This is a genomic window from Pacificibacter sp. (genome assembly GCF_039769035.1).
In the GTDB taxonomy this organism is placed as follows: domain Bacteria; phylum Pseudomonadota; class Alphaproteobacteria; order Rhodobacterales; family Rhodobacteraceae; genus Celeribacter.
In genome coordinates, this window is record NZ_JBDMZG010000067.1 from 1 (window position 1) to 16737 (window position 16737).

Annotated in this window: 14 protein-coding genes and 1 pseudogene; 6 read left to right on the plus strand and 9 right to left on the minus strand. The window is 54.0% G+C overall.

Going from position 1 to position 16737, the window contains the following annotated elements:
- A partial coding sequence (locus ABF287_RS06555) for a serine dehydratase beta chain (protein WP_347184213.1) occupies positions 1–735 on the minus strand: 735 nt, incomplete at its 3' end.
- A gap of 224 nt (positions 736–959) precedes the next feature.
- Between ABF287_RS06555 and ABF287_RS06560 the strand changes: the two genes are divergently transcribed.
- The 5 genes from ABF287_RS06560 (at position 960) to ABF287_RS06580 (ending at position 6458) form a co-directional block, all read left to right on the plus strand.
- Positions 960–2579, plus strand: coding sequence for a peptide ABC transporter substrate-binding protein (locus tag ABF287_RS06560; protein WP_347184214.1), 1620 nt, complete (start codon positions 960–962; stop codon positions 2577–2579).
- 84 nt (positions 2580–2663) lie between these two features.
- Entirely contained in the window at positions 2664–3593 is a 930-nt protein-coding gene (locus tag ABF287_RS06565) for an ABC transporter permease subunit (RefSeq protein ID WP_347184215.1), read from the plus strand.
- Positions 3590–4522, plus strand: a complete 933-nt coding sequence (locus ABF287_RS06570; protein ID WP_347184216.1) for an ABC transporter permease — start codon at positions 3590–3592, stop codon at positions 4520–4522. Before ABF287_RS06565 ends, ABF287_RS06570 begins: the two co-directional genes overlap by 4 nt.
- Positions 4522–5475, plus strand: a complete 954-nt coding sequence (locus tag ABF287_RS06575; protein WP_347184217.1) for an ABC transporter ATP-binding protein — start codon at positions 4522–4524, stop codon at positions 5473–5475. The genes ABF287_RS06570 and ABF287_RS06575 overlap by 1 nt, the downstream gene beginning before the upstream one ends.
- On the plus strand, positions 5472–6458 hold the full coding sequence (locus ABF287_RS06580) for an oligopeptide/dipeptide ABC transporter ATP-binding protein (protein WP_347184218.1): 987 nt from the start codon (positions 5472–5474) through the stop codon (positions 6456–6458). The genes ABF287_RS06575 and ABF287_RS06580 overlap by 4 nt, the downstream gene beginning before the upstream one ends.
- Before the next feature lie 21 nt (positions 6459–6479).
- On the opposite strand, the gene ABF287_RS06585 is transcribed toward ABF287_RS06580, so the two are convergent.
- The 8 genes from ABF287_RS06585 to glpD form a co-directional block, all read right to left on the minus strand.
- On the minus strand, positions 6480–7403 hold the full coding sequence (locus ABF287_RS06585) for a LysR family transcriptional regulator (RefSeq protein WP_347184219.1): 924 nt from the start codon (positions 7401–7403) through the stop codon (positions 6480–6482).
- A 27-nt stretch (positions 7404–7430) separates the two neighbouring features.
- Entirely contained in the window at positions 7431–8453 is a 1023-nt protein-coding gene (locus tag ABF287_RS06590) for an oligopeptide/dipeptide ABC transporter ATP-binding protein (protein ID WP_347184226.1), read from the minus strand.
- A 5-nt stretch (positions 8454–8458) separates the two neighbouring features.
- Positions 8459–9451 carry an ABC transporter ATP-binding protein gene (locus ABF287_RS06595; protein ID WP_347184220.1) on the minus strand — a complete coding sequence of 331 codons (993 nt, stop codon included), beginning with the start codon at positions 9449–9451 and terminating at the stop codon, positions 8459–8461.
- Positions 9452–9456: 5 nt separating this feature from the next.
- Positions 9457–10401, minus strand: a complete 945-nt coding sequence (locus tag ABF287_RS06600) for an ABC transporter permease (RefSeq protein ID WP_347184221.1) — start codon at positions 10399–10401, stop codon at positions 9457–9459.
- Positions 10398–11378, minus strand: coding sequence for an ABC transporter permease (locus ABF287_RS06605; protein ID WP_347184222.1), 981 nt, complete (start codon positions 11376–11378; stop codon positions 10398–10400). Before ABF287_RS06605 ends, ABF287_RS06600 begins: the two co-directional genes overlap by 4 nt.
- 138 nt (positions 11379–11516) lie before the next feature.
- A complete protein-coding gene (locus tag ABF287_RS06610; RefSeq protein WP_347184223.1) occupies positions 11517–13076 on the minus strand; it encodes an ABC transporter substrate-binding protein in 1560 nt (519 codons plus the stop codon).
- A 185-nt stretch (positions 13077–13261) separates the two neighbouring features.
- Complete coding sequence (glpK, locus tag ABF287_RS06615; RefSeq protein WP_347184224.1) at positions 13262–14749, minus strand: glycerol kinase GlpK; 1488 nt, start codon at positions 14747–14749, stop codon at positions 13262–13264.
- 82 nt (positions 14750–14831) lie between these two features.
- The gene (gene glpD / locus ABF287_RS06620; RefSeq protein ID WP_347184225.1) at positions 14832–16403 is read right to left on the minus strand and encodes a glycerol-3-phosphate dehydrogenase; all 1572 of its coding nucleotides are present in this window, start codon (positions 16401–16403) and stop codon (positions 14832–14834) included.
- Between the two features lie 239 nt (positions 16404–16642).
- Between glpD and ABF287_RS06625 the strand changes: the two are divergent.
- Positions 16643–16737 (plus strand): annotated as a pseudogene (locus ABF287_RS06625) (DeoR family transcriptional regulator); the annotation flags it as partial.

Here is a 16737-nt window from a genome sequence, read left to right on the forward strand (position 1 = left end):
CGGCAAGACGCCGTCTTTGGACAGCCCGCGCGCGATGCAGTCATCAAATGTCGTCAGAATTTTGTCGATCTTAGCGTCCAAATCTGCGCCGTGGATAGAGGTTTCATTGGCGCGCTTCATCTGGGCAATGCTCAGGCCAGACGCCTGCCCCATGCGCAACATTTCGTTCGCAGTGCCAAAGGGATAGGGAAAGGATCTCTCTTCCTTTTGCTGCGCGAGGGGCGCGCGTTGTGCATAGTCACCCTTTAGCTCTGCTTCGGTGACAACAAACCCGCCACCGACTGAATAATAGGTTTGCACGTGGTAATTGTTGCCCGCTTTGTCATGCGCGCGCAGCACCATGCCATTGGCGTGGCCCTCAAGGGGCTGGCCAAAATCAAACACCAAATCCGTCTGGGGCGCGAACTTTAACGCAGGCAACCCATCGGGGTGCACCATGCCAGTTGCGCGCATCTCGGCTTCGATGGCTTCGGCCTGATCAGGGTCAAGCGTGTCGGGCAGCAAGCCACAAAAGCCCAAGATGACAGCGCGGTCCGTCGCATGACCTTTGCCCGTATAGGCGAGCGAGCCGTGCAAGGTCGCACTCAGTGAATAGAGATCCCCAGCGCCTGGAATCCGATCGATGCCACTGCGCAGGTCATCCAAAAATCGAACCGCCGCCACCATCGGGCCCATGGTGTGCGACGATGACGGGCCGATGCCGATTTTGAAGATATCGAAGACTGAAAGAAACATCTGGTTCCCCTTTGATGGATGCACAGGCGCGTAAGCTTGGACGCAGGTTGCGCCAGAGCGGGCGCAAACGTCAATGAGCCTGTGCGCCCTGTGGTGGTGAAGCCATGCTTTGGGCCAGACTATTCCAGATTTGCATGACCTATTCGAAATTGGCATTGGCAGTTTGCGGACGCGCGGACCTAAGCTTTCTCAATAAAATACAAAAAACCAACACGGAGAATCTTATGTCACGACACATCCCTCTTTTGTCTGCCTTGCTGTCCACGTCCCTTTTGGTCGGCGCACATGCAGCAGACGTGCCAGCCGGCACAACCTTGGCTGACAGCCAAGTGTTCACCTATCGCGCACTCGACGAAGTGTCTTCTTTTGACCCTCAGGTTATTGAAGATGCAGATGGCGCAGACATTGCACGCGACCTGTTTGAAGGCCTGTACAACCAAGATGCAGACGGCAACATCGTACCAGGTGTCGCGCTGAGCCACACAGTAAGCGATGACAACAAAACATACACATTTACATTGCGCGACACTGCGAAATGGTCTGATGGCAAGCCTGTCACGGCTGGCGATTTTGTCTATGCATGGCAGCGTGCGGTTGACCCTGAATTGGCGTCCCCATACGCGTGGTACATGGAATTGATGTCCATCGAAAACGCATCTGCAATTATCGCGGGCGAAAAGCCAATCACCGATCTGGCCGTGGAAGCCACAGACAATCACACCTTTGTTGTGAAGCTGTCCCAGCCGTTGCCTTACTTTGCTAAAATGGTGTCACACACCACCACGTTCCCATCGCCAAAATGGACGATCGACGCATTTGGTTCTGACTGGACCAAACCTGAAAACATCGTGACCAACGGCGCGTATGTTTTGACAGAGCACGTGGCCAAAGAACGCTCTACACGCGAACGCAACCCGATGTACTGGGACAACGCGCACACAGTGATCGACAAGGTTGTGACCTTGGTGATTGGCGACGACTCTCAGGCGTTGACGCGTTACCGCGCTGGCGAAGTTGACAAGACGGACATTCCTGCAGGCCAATACCCATCTTTGGCTGCTGAATTGCCAGACGAGGCCTACGCCCTGCCACGCCTGTGTAACTACTACTTCACTTTCAACATGTCTGAAAATGGCCCTGAAGCATTCAAAGACGAACGCGTTCGCCAAGCTTTGTCTTACGCCATCGATCGCCAAGTGATCGTGGATCAAGTGCTGCAAGGCGGCCAATTCCCTGCATTCACATTCACTCCGGCTGCGACAGCTGGCTTTGAAGTTCCTGCTGTGGACATTGCGGGCATGACCCAAGCGGAACGTGATGCAAAAGCCAAAGAACTGTTGGCAGAAGCAGGCTATGGCCCAGACGGTGAAAAACTGGCGTTTAACTACCTCTACAACTCATCAGAAGCGCACCAAAAAGTGGCGATTGTTGCCTCGCAAATGTGGAAGCAAAAGCTTGGTGTTGATGTGACGCTCGAAAACCTTGAGTGGAAAGTGTTCTTGGAAACACGTGGCGCGCAGAACTATGATATGGCACGCGGGGCATGGTGTGGTGACTACAACGAAGCCTCAACCTTCCTTGATCTGCTGACAACACCGTCCGGCTACAACGATGGCAAATACTCAAACGCCCGCGTTGATGAACTGATGGCAGAAGCAAAATCGTCGCAAGACACACAGCCTTTGTACACAGAGGTCGAAGAAATCTTGGCAGACGAAATGCCTGTTGTACCTGTCTACCACTACTCAACAAACATCATGTTGAAAGACACAATCAAAGGCTGGCCGATCCACAACGTGGAACAGAATATGTACTCAAAAGACATGTACATTGTCGCTGAGTAACTTCTAACACCACGATTGTAAGACAAAACCCCTTTGCCCACACGCGGGTTGCAAGCCGCGGGCAAAGGGGCGTTCGGAGGCTTCATGCTCAACTATACTTTGCGACGCTTAATGGCGATCGTTCCAACGCTTTTGATCCTGATCATCATTTGCTTTTACATCATGCGTTTGGCCCCCGGTGGTCCGTTCACGTCTGAACGCGCCTTGCCAGACTCCGTGATGAAAAACGTGCTTGAGCGCTATGGAATGGATGAGCCTCTGCATGTTCAACTTTGGACATACATCAAGAATATCGTGCTTTATTTCGACTTTGGCCCGTCCTTTTCGCAAAAGGACCGCACCGTCAACGATGTGATCGCACAAGGGTTTCCCGTGACACTGACCTACGGATTTTGGTCCGCTGTCTTCGTTTTGACCACTGGCATCCCGCTGGGCATTGTCGCCGCTTTGAAACACAATTCCTTTTGGGATTACGTGATGACGGGCCTTGCGATCTTCAGCCAAATCTTTCCCAATTTCGTGCTGGCACCCCTGATGGTGCTGCTGTTCACCCTCGCCCTTGGCTGGCTGCCTGGTGGGGGATGGAATGGCGGGCACTGGAGCTATGTCATCATGCCTGCCGTGGCCCTTGGCACATCTTACATGGCCAGCATCGCGCGCCTCACCCGCGGATCGTTGCTTGAGGTGCTCAATTCACCCTTCATTCGCACCGCCCGCGCCAAAGGTCTGCCAGAGCGCACAATATTGATCCGCCACGCGCTTAAACCTGCGCTACTGCCCGCCCTGACCTACATGAGCAGCGTGTTCGTTTACATGATCACCGGCTCGGTCTTTATCGATGTGTTCTTTTCCACAGGCGGCATCGGACAGGACTTTATTTCAGGCGCCTATTCGCGCGACTATTCCATCATCCTTGGCCTTGCCATCTTGTACTGCGTGCTGACATTCACGCTCAATCTACTTGTTGACCTGCTCTACGCTTGGATCGACCCAAAAGTGCGGAGCAACCTGTGAGAAAGCTTAAACAACTCCTGACGTCTCCTGAGACGACCACAGCGCTGGCCGAAGAGATGGTCAAAAGCCGTTCGTTTTGGGCCGATGCCCGCATTCGGTTTTTCAAAAACAAAATGGCCGTCTTTTCGGTCTTTATGCTTGGGTTTCTTGTGCTGTTTTCCATTTTTGGCAACGTGTTGTCACAATGGACCTATGAAGAAATTGACTGGTCTTTGCTGGGCAAAATCAAAGAAGAAGGCGGGCCGTCTTTGGCCAATGGTCACTATTTTGGCGTCGATGAATTGGGGCGTGACCTCTATGCCCGCGTCGTACAAGGATCGCGCACCTCCCTTTTGGTTGGCTTTGTTGCGGGCATCTTGTCGGTGATCCTTGGCTCCACAATTGGCGCTGTCGCGGCCTTTTATGGCGGGCGCACCGACCAATTCATCATGGGCGCATACACCATCACGCTGGCCATTCCCTACATCATCTTCTTCGTGGTGTGGCAGGCCTTCTTTGGGCGGTCCCTGTCGCAAATGATCATCGTGATGATCATCATGAACTGGACCTCAGGCCTGTTGATTGTACGCGGCCAAGTGCGCATGCTGAAAAACCGCGAATTTGTCGATGCAGCGCGCATGCTGGGCATGAGCGACTTCACCATCATCGCCCGTCACATCCTGCCCAATATGCTTTGGGTGATCATCATCTACATGTCCTTGACCATCCCCGAAGCCATCATGACCGAAAGCCTCGTGTCCTTCTTGGGCGTCGGCATCCAAGAACCCAACACCAGCTGGGGGGCTTTGATTTCGGAAGGCGCCAGCACCATGACGTTTGGGACAACATGGCAACTTGCCTATCCCGCCATTTTCTTTGTGATCGCACAAGTCTCGCTGTTCTATATCGGCGATGGCCTGCGTGATGCTCTTGATCCGAAAGAACGCTGATGTCCCTACTTTCAATACGCAACCTCAACATCCAGTTCGCCACCAACGATGGCATGGTACACGCCGTGAACGATGTCAGCTTCGACATTCAAAAAGGGCAAAAGCTTGCCATTGTGGGCGAAAGTGGATCGGGAAAATCACAAATCGCCCTGTCCGCCATGGGGCTTTTGGCCAAGAACGCGCGCACCAGTGGCGAGATCTTATTTGACGGCCAAGACATCCTTAAAATGTCGACACGCGCGCTGAACAAGATCAGAACGCGCGAGATCGCCATGATCTTTCAAGACCCGATGTCCTCGCTCAATCCTTACATGCGGATCGAACGTCAACTGGGCGAAATCGTCGAACTGCACGAAGGCCTCAAAGGGTCCGCGCAACGCAAACGCGTCTTGGACGTCATGGATGCGGTGCAAATCCCCGACGCCAAAAACCGCCTGAAATCCTATCCGCACGAGTTCTCGGGCGGCATGCGGCAACGCATTGTGATCGCGATGGCGCTGATCTGTAATCCGCGTCTGATCTTAGCCGACGAGCCGACGACAGCCTTGGATGTGACGGTGCAGGCGCAGATCATGAACCTGCTGGATGAAATCCAACGGGACATGGGCACCGCGATTGTTTTGATCACGCATGACCTTGGCGTTGTGGCTGGATTTTGCGAAGAAACGCTGGTGCTGTATGGCGGCAAAGTGATGGAACGCGCCAAAACAGAACAGATTTTTGAAGCCCCCGCCCACCCCTATACACGCGGGCTTTTGCGCGCCATTCCAAATCTCGCGGACCCCATCGACACGTTGCAAAGCATTCCGGGCAGCCCGCCCAACCAAATGTTGGAAATGGTCGCCTGCCCCTTTGCACCGCGTTGCCCCGATGCGATCGAGGCGTGCACATCCACCCTGCCCCCACTCGAAAATGGCCGAGCTTGCCTGCGCCCAGTTGAGGAATTGTCATGACCCAGCCCCTTTTGTCCGTTCGTGACTTGCATGTGCAATTCACTGTTGGAAACGCCAAAAAATGGCCGTGGTCCCCGCCAGGCATCGTGAGTGCCGTGAATGGGGTCAGCTTTGATGTGCCACGCGGCAAAACGCTTGGCGTTGTGGGCGAAAGTGGTTGCGGGAAATCGACACTTATTCGCGCCATCGCAGGCCTAAACCCGCCAACATCTGGCAAAGTCATCTTTGACGGCAAGGACGTGAATTACGGCAACAAGCGCGATCTCAACGCCCTGCGTCGCCGGATGCAAATGATCTTTCAAGATCCGATTGCCTCGCTGAATCCGCGCATGACTGTGCGCGAAATTGTAACAGAACCTTTGCGGTATTTCCGCCCTGAACTGTCCGAAGAGGAACGCCGCATCGTGTCGCGCGGCATGCTGGACCGCGTCGGTATCGCGCAGCGCAATTTCAACCGTTACCCGCATGAGTTTTCAGGCGGTCAGTGCCAGCGGATCGGCATCGCACGCGCCTTAGTGACAGAACCAGATGTGTTACTGTGTGACGAACCTGTGTCAGCGCTCGACGTGTCTATCCAAGCGCAAGTGGTCAACATCCTGAGCGAATTGCAGCGAGACATGAACCTCACATTGATCTTTGTGGCCCACGACTTGGGCGTGGTGCGTCATATTTCGGAAGAAATCTTGGTGATGTACATGGGCGGCGTGATGGAACATGCCCCTGCCATAGACCTGTTTGGCGAACCGCAGCACCCCTACACGCAAGCGCTGTTTTCGGCCGCGCCTATTCCAGATCCAAAGATCAAGATGCAACCGCAGATGTTAGAGGGCGAGCTTCCCAGCCCGATGAATCTGCCAACCGGTTGCCTGTTTGAAACGCGCTGTCCGAAGCGCTCGCCCGAATGCGCGCAAACACGGCCGCAGTTGCATCGCCAAGGCCCCGCACAGGTGGCCTGTTTGAAACTGGAAAAAGAACTAATCTAATCGAAAGACCGCGACAGGCGTCTAAGCGTCGTCCTGTTGCGTCAACTTTTGCATCTGCTTCCACAGCTTGCGCAGCGTGGGCTTGTCGTTTTCCTTGTCACGATAGAGCCGCACTTCAAGACGTCCAATGTGGTTGTCGTCGCCAAGCTGAACCATACGCCCATCGGCCAGTTCCTCTTTGCACAGCTCATAGGGCAACCAGCCCATGCCAAAGCCTTCCATGATCATCGCCTTGACGGAAATGGCCAAAGCACTTCGGTTCACGGTCAGAAATTTTGGACCATCCGCGCCCACGCGCAGCATGTGATCGACCACCGCATGCAGCGCCGATGCAATCCCATAGGACAACAATGATGCCGGCTTTTTGTTGGTCTTGTCGAGCGGATGTGAGGGCACACCATCTTGCACGCGCGACACCAAAACAAAGTCGTCTTTTGACAAGGTGATGTATTCACATTTGCCCAATTCCAGCGGCGCCAAGAAATCCATCGAAGGATGCCAATAGGTCAAAATCACATCGCAATAGCGTTGCTGCAAAGCCGATACAAATTGGTCCGCATCCCAGCTTGTCGAGTTGAGATCGATATCAAGCCCGCCCTCTTTCACAAGCGGCGCAATGTGGGTCTTGTAGTGGGTCATGTACAGCGATTGCGACGTCGCAAACCGAATAACATTGTCGCCCGCTGCACTTACGATTTGGCAACGATCGATCGTCTCGGTAAAGGTGCGCAAGATGATCCGCGATTGCGACAAGAATACGTCCCCCGCAGGTGTCAAAGACAACGGCAGAGTTTGGCGATCGATCAGTTTGACACCCACGCCTTCTTCCAGCGCACGAATGCGCCGTGAAAACGCGGGTTGGCTGACATTGCGCTCTTCTGCCGCGCGCGAAAAATTTTTCTGCGCGACCAAAGCCTCAAAGTCTTTGAGCCATTCGATATCCATCTAAAAATCCCGTTCCCCGTCGTCGGATCAGCTGGTCAGCCGACCTTCTTCAACTGCGTGACAGGCCACCAAAGCCCCATCAGGTTGCATCAAAGGCCTCGGTACGTCCGTCATACATCTACTATTGACCGAAACGCACCGGCTTTGGAAAGGACAACCTTGCGGCAAATTGATCGGCGTCGGGATTTCTCCTTTCAAACGAATATGGCTTGGGCGGTCATCGCTGAGCTGCGGCACGGCCGACAACAACGCCTTGGTATAGGGGTGTTTGGGGTTTTCGAACAATGTGGCCGTATCCGACAATTCGCACACAACACCCAAGTAAAGCACGGCCACTTGCGTGCCAAAATGCTGCACCACACTCAGGTCGTGGGTGATGAACAAATAGGTCAGCCCACGCTCTTCTTTCGCCTCAAGCATCAGGTTCAACACCTGCGCTTGGATCGACACATCCAGCGCCGAAATAGGCTCATCCGCGATGATGAATTCAGGATCGACCGTCAAAGCGCGCGCAATGGCGATCCGCTGTCTTTGCCCGCCAGAAAATTCATGCGGATAGCGCCCCATCCACGTCGGATCGACCCCGACCGATTGCATCACATCTGCAACTTTGGCCTCGACCTCGCCACGCGTCAGCGAGGGGCTGTGGTAGCGCACGGGTTCTTCGAGCGACTGCTTAATCGTCATGCGCGGATTGAGCGACGCATAGGGATTTTGGAAAATCATCTGCATCTTCTTGCGCATGGGCATCAGCTCGCGACGTGACTTATCGTCGATCCGCGTACCTTCGTAGTGAATTTCGCCCGCACTTGGCGTCAAGAGCCCCGCGATCAACCGTGCCACCGTGGATTTACCACAGCCACTTTCGCCCACAACGCACAGAGCATCGCCGCGTTTGACCTGCAAAGACACGCCATTCACGGCATGCACGTCACGCTTTTCACGCACGAACTTGCCGCCCCGAAACTTGAGCGTCTCCAAAAAGCCTTGGTCCAATTCAAAGCGTTTTTCCAAACCTTTGAGTTCCAAAAGCGGCGCGTCATCAGTCATTTGGGTCATCCTGTATACCCTTCTAGCTCTGGTCCTTGCAGGCGGTTCACCTCGTGGCAGGCCACTTCGACATGGGCGTGGCGCACGATTTCAGGTGGCGTGGTTTGGCATTGCTCAGAAGCAAAGGCGCAGCGTGGTGAAAACGGACAGCCCTTGGGCACTTCTGTCAGCGTCGGCATGCTGCCGGGGATTTGTTTCAACCGTTGGCCGGGTGCGGTTTGCTGCGGCAAGGCGTTGATCAAACCTTGGGTGTAAGGGTGCTGCGGGTCGTTGATGATTTCACGCGTGCGCCCAGCCTCGATGATACGCCCTGCGTACATCACCAAGGTGCGATCTGTCATTTGACTGACCACGCCCAAATCATGGGTGATCAAAATCAATCCCACTTTGCTCGACTGACACAGCTCTAACAATAGCTCCATAATGTCAGCTTGGATCGTCACATCAAGCGCGGTTGTTGGCTCGTCCGCGATGATCAATTCGGGGTCCAGCAGCAAAGCAATGGCGATCACAATACGCTGGCGCATACCGCCCGACAATTCGTGTGGATATTGATTGAGCCGCTCTTCAGGGGACGGAATATACACCTGTTGCAGCTTTGTGATAGCGATCTGCTCGGCCTCGGACTTGCTCAGCTTACGGTGCGCTTTCAGCGTTTCCACCATCTGTTGGCCGATGGTCAAAACGGGGTTCAGCGTCACCATTGGATCTTGGAAGATCATCGCCATGCGATTGCCGCGAATGCTGCGCATCTTGGTATCAGATAGGCCTGTGATGTCTTGTCCCTGAAACTGAATTTTCCCGCCAGAGATATAGCCTGGCGCACTCAGCAGGTTCATCAAAGAGAACCCTGTGATGGACTTCCCCGCACCGGATTCACCCACAATGCCAAGACGTTCGCCTCTTTCCAAATCAAACGAAATTTGATTGAGCGCCGTCACATGCGTGTCGCGCATGGCAAATTTAACGGAAAGATCACGTACTGACAGAAGGGACATAACGCTCAACCTTTATTAAGTTTCGGGTTCAGCACGTCGCGCAGCCAATCACCCAAAAGGTTGATCACCAACACAAGAACCACCAGAACCACACCAGGGATCGCAGTGATCCACCAGCTGCCTGAAAAGATGTAGTCAAAGCCAGACGAGATCAAAGACCCAAGCGACGGCTGGCTGGGTGGCATGCCCAAGCCCAAGAAGGACAGCGAAGCTTCTGATATGATCGCGTTTGCCACCTGCACGGTTGAAATGACAAAGATCGGCGACAGTGAGTTTGGCAAAATGTGCCGCACCATAATGCGCATCGGTCCAAAGCCAAGCACCCGCGCGCTGTCGACATATTCCTTTTTCTTTTCCGCCAAAACAGTGGCCCGCACTGTGCGCGCATACTGCGGCCATTCGGAAACACCGATCACAGCAATCAAGAAATAGATCGCATATTGGTTGAACGTCTCAGAGCCGAACATCGCCTGCGCTACGGCGAGGAAAATAATCGCCACCATTAATGTCGAAAACGACAATTGGATGTCAGCCATCCGCATCAACAGACTGTCAAGCCGCCCGCCAACATAGCCGGAAATCAAACCAATACTGATGCCCAACACCGCTTGCAGCGTCACAGCACACAGACCAATCATCAAAGACAGGCGCGTGCCGTATAAAATGGTCGACCAAAGATCACGCCCCTGATCATCGGTGCCCAGCAAAAAGCTTGGGTCGGCCCCATCGATCCAAACAGGCGGATATTCACTGTTCATGATGTCGATCTGCGCCGGATCATATGGATCAAACGGTGCAATCACTGGCGCCAAAAGGGCCATGATCACAATGATCGAAAAGATCGCCATGGACGCAACAGCCACAGGATTGCTACGAAAGCTATAGCCGACTTTGGAGTCCTTGATACGTGACCACCGCGACGGTTGCGATATCGGATGCAAAATACTCATGCGCCCATCCTCGCCAATTTCACAGTTGGATTGACCAGCCCGTAGATCAGATCAACCACCGTATTCGTGACCACAAAAATGAACCCGACAACGATCAGATATGCCACGATCAATGGCGTATCGACGCGGTTGACCGCTTCCAAAAACATAAAGCCCATGCCCGGCCACTGAAACACGGTTTCGGTCAAAATCGTGTAGGCCACCATGGTGCCAATTTGCACGCCACCCACCGTAATCACCGGCAACAGCGTGTTTTTCAACGCGTGAACAAAATAGATCCGCCAAGGCGCAATGCCTTTCGCTCGCGCGTATTTCACGTACTCGCTTTGTAGCACCTCCATCATCTCAGCGCGGATCAGCCGCACGAACAATGGCAACATGATCGAGGCCAGCGCAAAGGACGGCATGATGATGTGAAGCAGCCCGTCAAGGTTGGCAAAGTTCGTTTCCCATTGGCCAAACACATGCACAACATCACCGCGCCCAAAGGACGGCAACCAGCCATAGCCCACTGAGAACACATAGATCATCAAAATGGCCGTCAAAAACACAGGGATTGAAATGCCAATGATCGACACGCCCATGACAATACGGCTGAAGATCGCGTTGGGTTTGATGGCCGTGAATACCCCCAACGGCACCGACAGGCTCACGATGATCAAGGTCGCCCCAAACACCAGCTCAAGCGTCGCCGGTAGCTTTTTCAAAATCACGTCCAGCGCGGGCTCTTTAAAGAAATAGCTGGTGCCCAGATCGCCTTGGACAGCGTTGCCCAAGAACCGCGCATATTGCTTCACGAAACTGTCGTTCAGACCCAACTCTTCGCGCAGCTGATCACGCACGTCTTCAGACACAGATTGCCCGACCAACTCACGCAATGGATCGCCCAAGTTATCTTGAATCCCAAAGCCAATCAAAGAAATGACAAACATCACTCCGAGCGCTTGGAAAAGGCGTTTTACGAGATAAGCGAGCATATAATCCAACCTGTTGCGACTTTTTTTAGTGCCCCCTTGGCGCCGGGGAATGAACGCCAAGGGTACACAAAGAAAAATCGAGCGAAAGGTCTTGGGCGCCTCAAAGCGACACGCCCAAGATAAATTTACGTGTTAGACCTATTCAGAGACAACAAGATCGCCAAAGTATGGGAAGTTCAACGCGTTTACGACGGGTGCAATATCAACACCTTTGCGCGCGCCCCATGCGAGGTTCTGCCAGTGCAGCGGAATGAACGCCGCTTCTTCGTACAAAATGCCTTCGAGTTTTTGCAGCATTTCGGCACGTTTCGCAGGGTCTGTTTCCGTGTTTGACGCGTTCATCAAAGCATCGGCTTCTGGGTTACAGTAGTTGCCAGAGTTGTATTGACCGTTGCCAGTGTCCGCATCAGGACAGGCAGACAAGAACTGGTGGAAGTTCGCACTGTCTTCTGTATCCGCATGCCAGCCGATCATCATCATGTCAGCAGCGCGCTCGTCAAATTTTGGCCAGTATTGCGCTTTTGGCATGGTTTGAAGATCAACCTTGATGTTGATTTTGGACAGCATAGACGCAACAGCTTGCGCGATTTTGTCATCGTTCACGTAGCGGTTGTTTGGCGCCATCATAGTGATTTCGAAACCATCAGCATAGCCAGCTTCAGCCATCAAAGATTGCGCCATTTCAACGTCAAAACGTGGTGTCAAAGCAGCATCGTAACCCAAGTAACCTGCTGGGCTCGCTTGTGCGCCAACAGTCCCAAAGCCACGCATGATGCGGTCAACGATACCTGCGTTGTTCACAGCATAGTCGATCGCTTTGCGCACGCGGGCGTCTTTGAAAGGCTCAAAACGTTCTTGGTTCATTTGGAACGTGATGATGCGTGTGCCTGGCATGGTGACCAATTCTGTGCCGTCGTTGCTGTCAACGCGTGCCAAGTCGGTGGGTGGCACAGGCGCGATGAAATCAACATCGCCAGACAACAAAGCCGCAACGCGTGTTGGGTCTTCTTTGATTGGCGTCAAGACGATTTGATCGACGTTGCCTTTGGACGCAGTGTCCCAGTAGCCGTCAAAGCGGTCAAACACGACTTTTACGCCCTGCTCACGCTCAGACACGACATAAGGGCCAGTGCCAGAAATGTTGCGAGAGGCAAAGCTGTCGCCGTGCTTCACGATTTCTGATTTGTCTTTGCCGTCATCGGTCATGCCTGTGTAAAAGGCGCTGTCCATGGCGAAGATGTAAGTCGCGGTGTGCAGCACAAGCGGGTATGGCTCGGATGTGATCAGATCAAACGTCGTGTCGTCGATCACTTTCACATCTGTAAACGCGCTGAAAATGCCTTTGAAATCGTCGCTGACTTTGAGACGATCAAACGTCCAGTCCACGTCTTTCGCTGTCATTTCATTGCCAGAATGAAACTTTACACCACTGCGCAAGTGAAAGCGCGTGGTGGTTGGGTTGATTTGTTCCCAGCTGTCGGCCAAGCGCGGCTCAAACTGCAAATCTTGCGTCCAGCGCACCAGCGGATCAAATACCATGTGAGACAACTGGAGCGTACCGCCAGACAGTTGTTCATGGGGATCAAGTGAAACTGGATCGGCGTCATACGCGACCTTAACCGATACATCGGCATGTGCAGCTGCGCCCAGCGCGAACGTCATCGCACCCGCGGCAGCTATGCGGATCATAGTGTTCATGAGATATCCTTCTCTGTCGAATCTCAGGTATTGGTTCCTGAATTTTCCGAGCTTAGGACGGCTCTATCGCAAACGGCCAATGCCAAATGTGAATACGGTATGCAAATCCGGTATAACCCTACGTACAAGGTTTCTAACGGGCGGCGTTGCAGACGCGCTTCAAGACACGCGGACGTGACACAGCTTTAGAACAGCATCGTCGCCTGAACAGCGCGCTTCCACGCGGCATATTTCGTCGCGCGCACGTCGGCGTCCATATGCGGCTCGAACTGAGTGTCACAGGCCCACGCCGCCGCGAACTCTTGCTGTTTGGGATAGACCCCCGCCCGCATCCCCGCGAGCCACGCAACACCCACAGCCGTGGTCTCGCGAATTTTAGGACGATCGACGCAAGCCCCATTGATGTCAGACAAAAACTGCATCGCCCAGTCGCTGGCCGCCATGCCGCCATCGACGCGCAAAATGGGTTGCGTGCCGGTTGACTGCCAATCTGACGCCATTGCCTCCAACAAATCGCGGGTCTGATAGCCAACACTTTCCAGCGATGCCTTTGCAAATTCCGCAGGTCCTGACGCGCGCGTCAGCCCGAACATGGCCCCACGGCATTCCGCATTCCAATAGGGCGCGCCCAAGCCCACAAAGGCCGGCACCATCACCACGTTCTGATGCGGATCGGCTTGTTCGGCGAGCGCTTGGGTCTGCGCCGCGGACTCAATAATTTGCAGCCCATCGCGCAGCCACTGCACCACCGCGCCCGCAATAAATATCGACCCTTCCAGCGCATAAGTCGGCTTGCCATCCAATTGATACGCAATCGTTGTGAGCAAATTGTTTTGCGAAACAACAGGCGTATCGCCCGTGTTCAGCAACACGAAACACCCCGTGCCATAAGTCGATTTCAGCATGCCCGGTTCGAAACAGGCCTGACCGATTGTGGCCGCTTGCTGGTCCCCTGCGACGCCATAAATCGGAATGTCCGCGCCAAGCAACGCGGCAGGCGTCACACCAAAATCTGCTGCACAGTCTTTGACCTCGGGCAGCATCTGCATCGGAATATCGAGCACATCACAAATGGTCTGGCTCCACCGTCCTTTGTGAATATCGTACAACATCGTGCGCGCCGCATTGGACGCATCGGTGGCATGTACCGCCCCATTGGTGAGCTTCCAAATCAAGAAACTGTCGACAGTCCCAAACAAAAGCTCGCCCTTTTCAGCCCGCGCCCGCGCGCCATCAACAGTGTCGAGAAGCCACTTCAACTTTGTGCTTGAAAAATACGGATCAAGCAAAAGCCCCGTGCGATCCTTAATCATCTGCGCATGCCCTGCATCGCGCAACTCGCGACACATGTCAGCGGTCCGGCGATCTTGCCAAACAATCGCATTGTGAATTGGCTCGCCAGTGACCTTGTCCCACACCACGACCGTTTCACGCTGGTTGGTGATGCCAATGGCCGTGATCTCAGACGCCTCAATCCCCGCGTTCTCGATCGCCCCACGACAGGTTGCAACTGTCGTATTCCACAAATCATGGGGATCATGTTCCACCCAACCCGAACGCGGATAATGCTGCGCAAACTCTTCTTGAGCCTGCGCAACAGGTTCCATTTCACCGTTGAACAAAATCGCGCGGGACGATGTCGTCCCTTGGTCGATCGCAAGAACATACGTCATAGAACACCCATATTTCATCGTGTCGTCAGTTGCGCTGCCACCATTTCAACAGCACATTTTAGTGGTTCACAGTAGCGCCCGCCTAACGATTGGCGAGCCAGTCATCGAGCGCCGCGATCTCATCCGCAGACAGACGCAACCCCAGTTTCGACCTGCGCCAAACGATATCCTCAGCGCTGCGGGCAAATTCATGATCCACCAGCCACATCACTTCGCGCTCCGTCAGCGTGGCCCCGAAATCTTGCCCCAGATCCGCGACCTCATTCGCATCGCCCAAAACGTCAAACGCTTCTGTGCCATAGGCTTTGACCAAACGCTTTGCCCAAGGTGCCGTCAAAAACGCGTATTGCGCCATAAGCCGCTCGGTCAGTGCAGCAACGCCGTCTACGGGAAAATCCCCACCAGGCAACGGCACACCAGCCGTCCAAGGCGCGCCTAAGTGCGCGAAAAACGGTTCGATCTTTTCCATGGCAGATTCCGCCAACTTTCGGTGCGTCGTGATCTTGCCGCCAAACACGTTCAAAACCGGCGCCCCCGCCCCCTCGTTCAACGTCAAAACATAATCGCGCGTCGCCGCAGATGCAGAGCTCGCCCCGTCATCATAGAGCGGTCGCACACCCGAGTAACTCCACACAATATCGTCGCGGCTGATCGGTTGCTTTAGATAGTTGGACGCGAAATCCAAAAGATAACGCTCTTCCTCAGGGGTGCAGCTCGGCTTGATCTCAGGGTCATCATGCGCCGCATCCGTGGTGCCAATCAGCGTGAAATCCGTCTCATAAGGAATGGTGAAAATCACCCGCCCGTCTTCGCCTTGGAACAGGTAACACTTGTCGTGCTCATAAAGTTTGCGCGTCACAATATGACTGCCGCGCACCAAACGCACACCTTCGGCCGAATTGACGCGCACCGTGTTTTGAATGATGCTTTCAACCCATGGCCCTGCGGCATTGATCAGCATGCGAGCCAAAACAACGCGCTCTGTACCCGTCTCTTGGTCGGCAAGCGTCACATGCCAGATACCATCCACCTGCGTCACCGCGATAACTTTGGTGCGCACGTTCACGGTTGCCCCGCGCGCCTGTGCATCGCGGGCGCTCAACGCCACCAAACGGCTGTCTTCAACCCAGCAGTCTGAATATTCATAAGCCTTGCGAAACCTGTCATTCAAAGGCGCGCCTTCTGGCCCCGAGGACAAATTCACAGAGGTCGTGGCCGGCAAAATTTTGCGCCCGCCCAAATGGTCATACATGAACAACCCAAGACGGATAAGCCACGCAGGTCTACGTCCTTTCATCCACGGCATGACCACGCTCAACAGCTTTGACGTGGGCGTATCGCCCTCAAACCGCATGTCTTTGTGATATGGCAAAACAAATCGCATCGGCCATGAAATATGCGGCATCGCTTTGAGCAACAATTCACGCTCGATCAGCGCCTCGCGCACAAGACGTACTTCCCAATATTCCAAATACCGCAGCCCGCCATGAAACAGCTTGGTCGATGCCGAAGACGTGGCCGAGGCGAGATCGTTCATTTCCGCAAGCTCAATACTCAAGCCGCGCCCAACGGCATCGCGTGCAATGGCGCAACCGTTGATCCCACCGCCAATGACGAAAAGGTCCAGAACATTTTGAGGGTCGTGTTGGCTCACAGTAGTCTCCTGATGGCTGAGCGCGTGACTGAGACTCGCCCGTTGCTGCAATTAAGCCCCAAGACGCATCAATCATCAATAGCGAATGTTCGTTTTTGTTCGAATTTCACAAAACTGTCAAAATCTTGTGGCAAAACCTGTGTAGACCAGTCACAATGAACTCAAAGCGAAACAAAACGCAACACGCCGACATAACATTCTGCAGCATTGCAGGAACGCGCGGCAAAAAGGACAAGACTTTGGGAACGACGTTTCGACAAAAAGAGATTCTGGAACTGGCGCGCACCGAGGGCAAAGTCACGGTCTTGGGGCTTGCTGAGCACTACGACGTTAC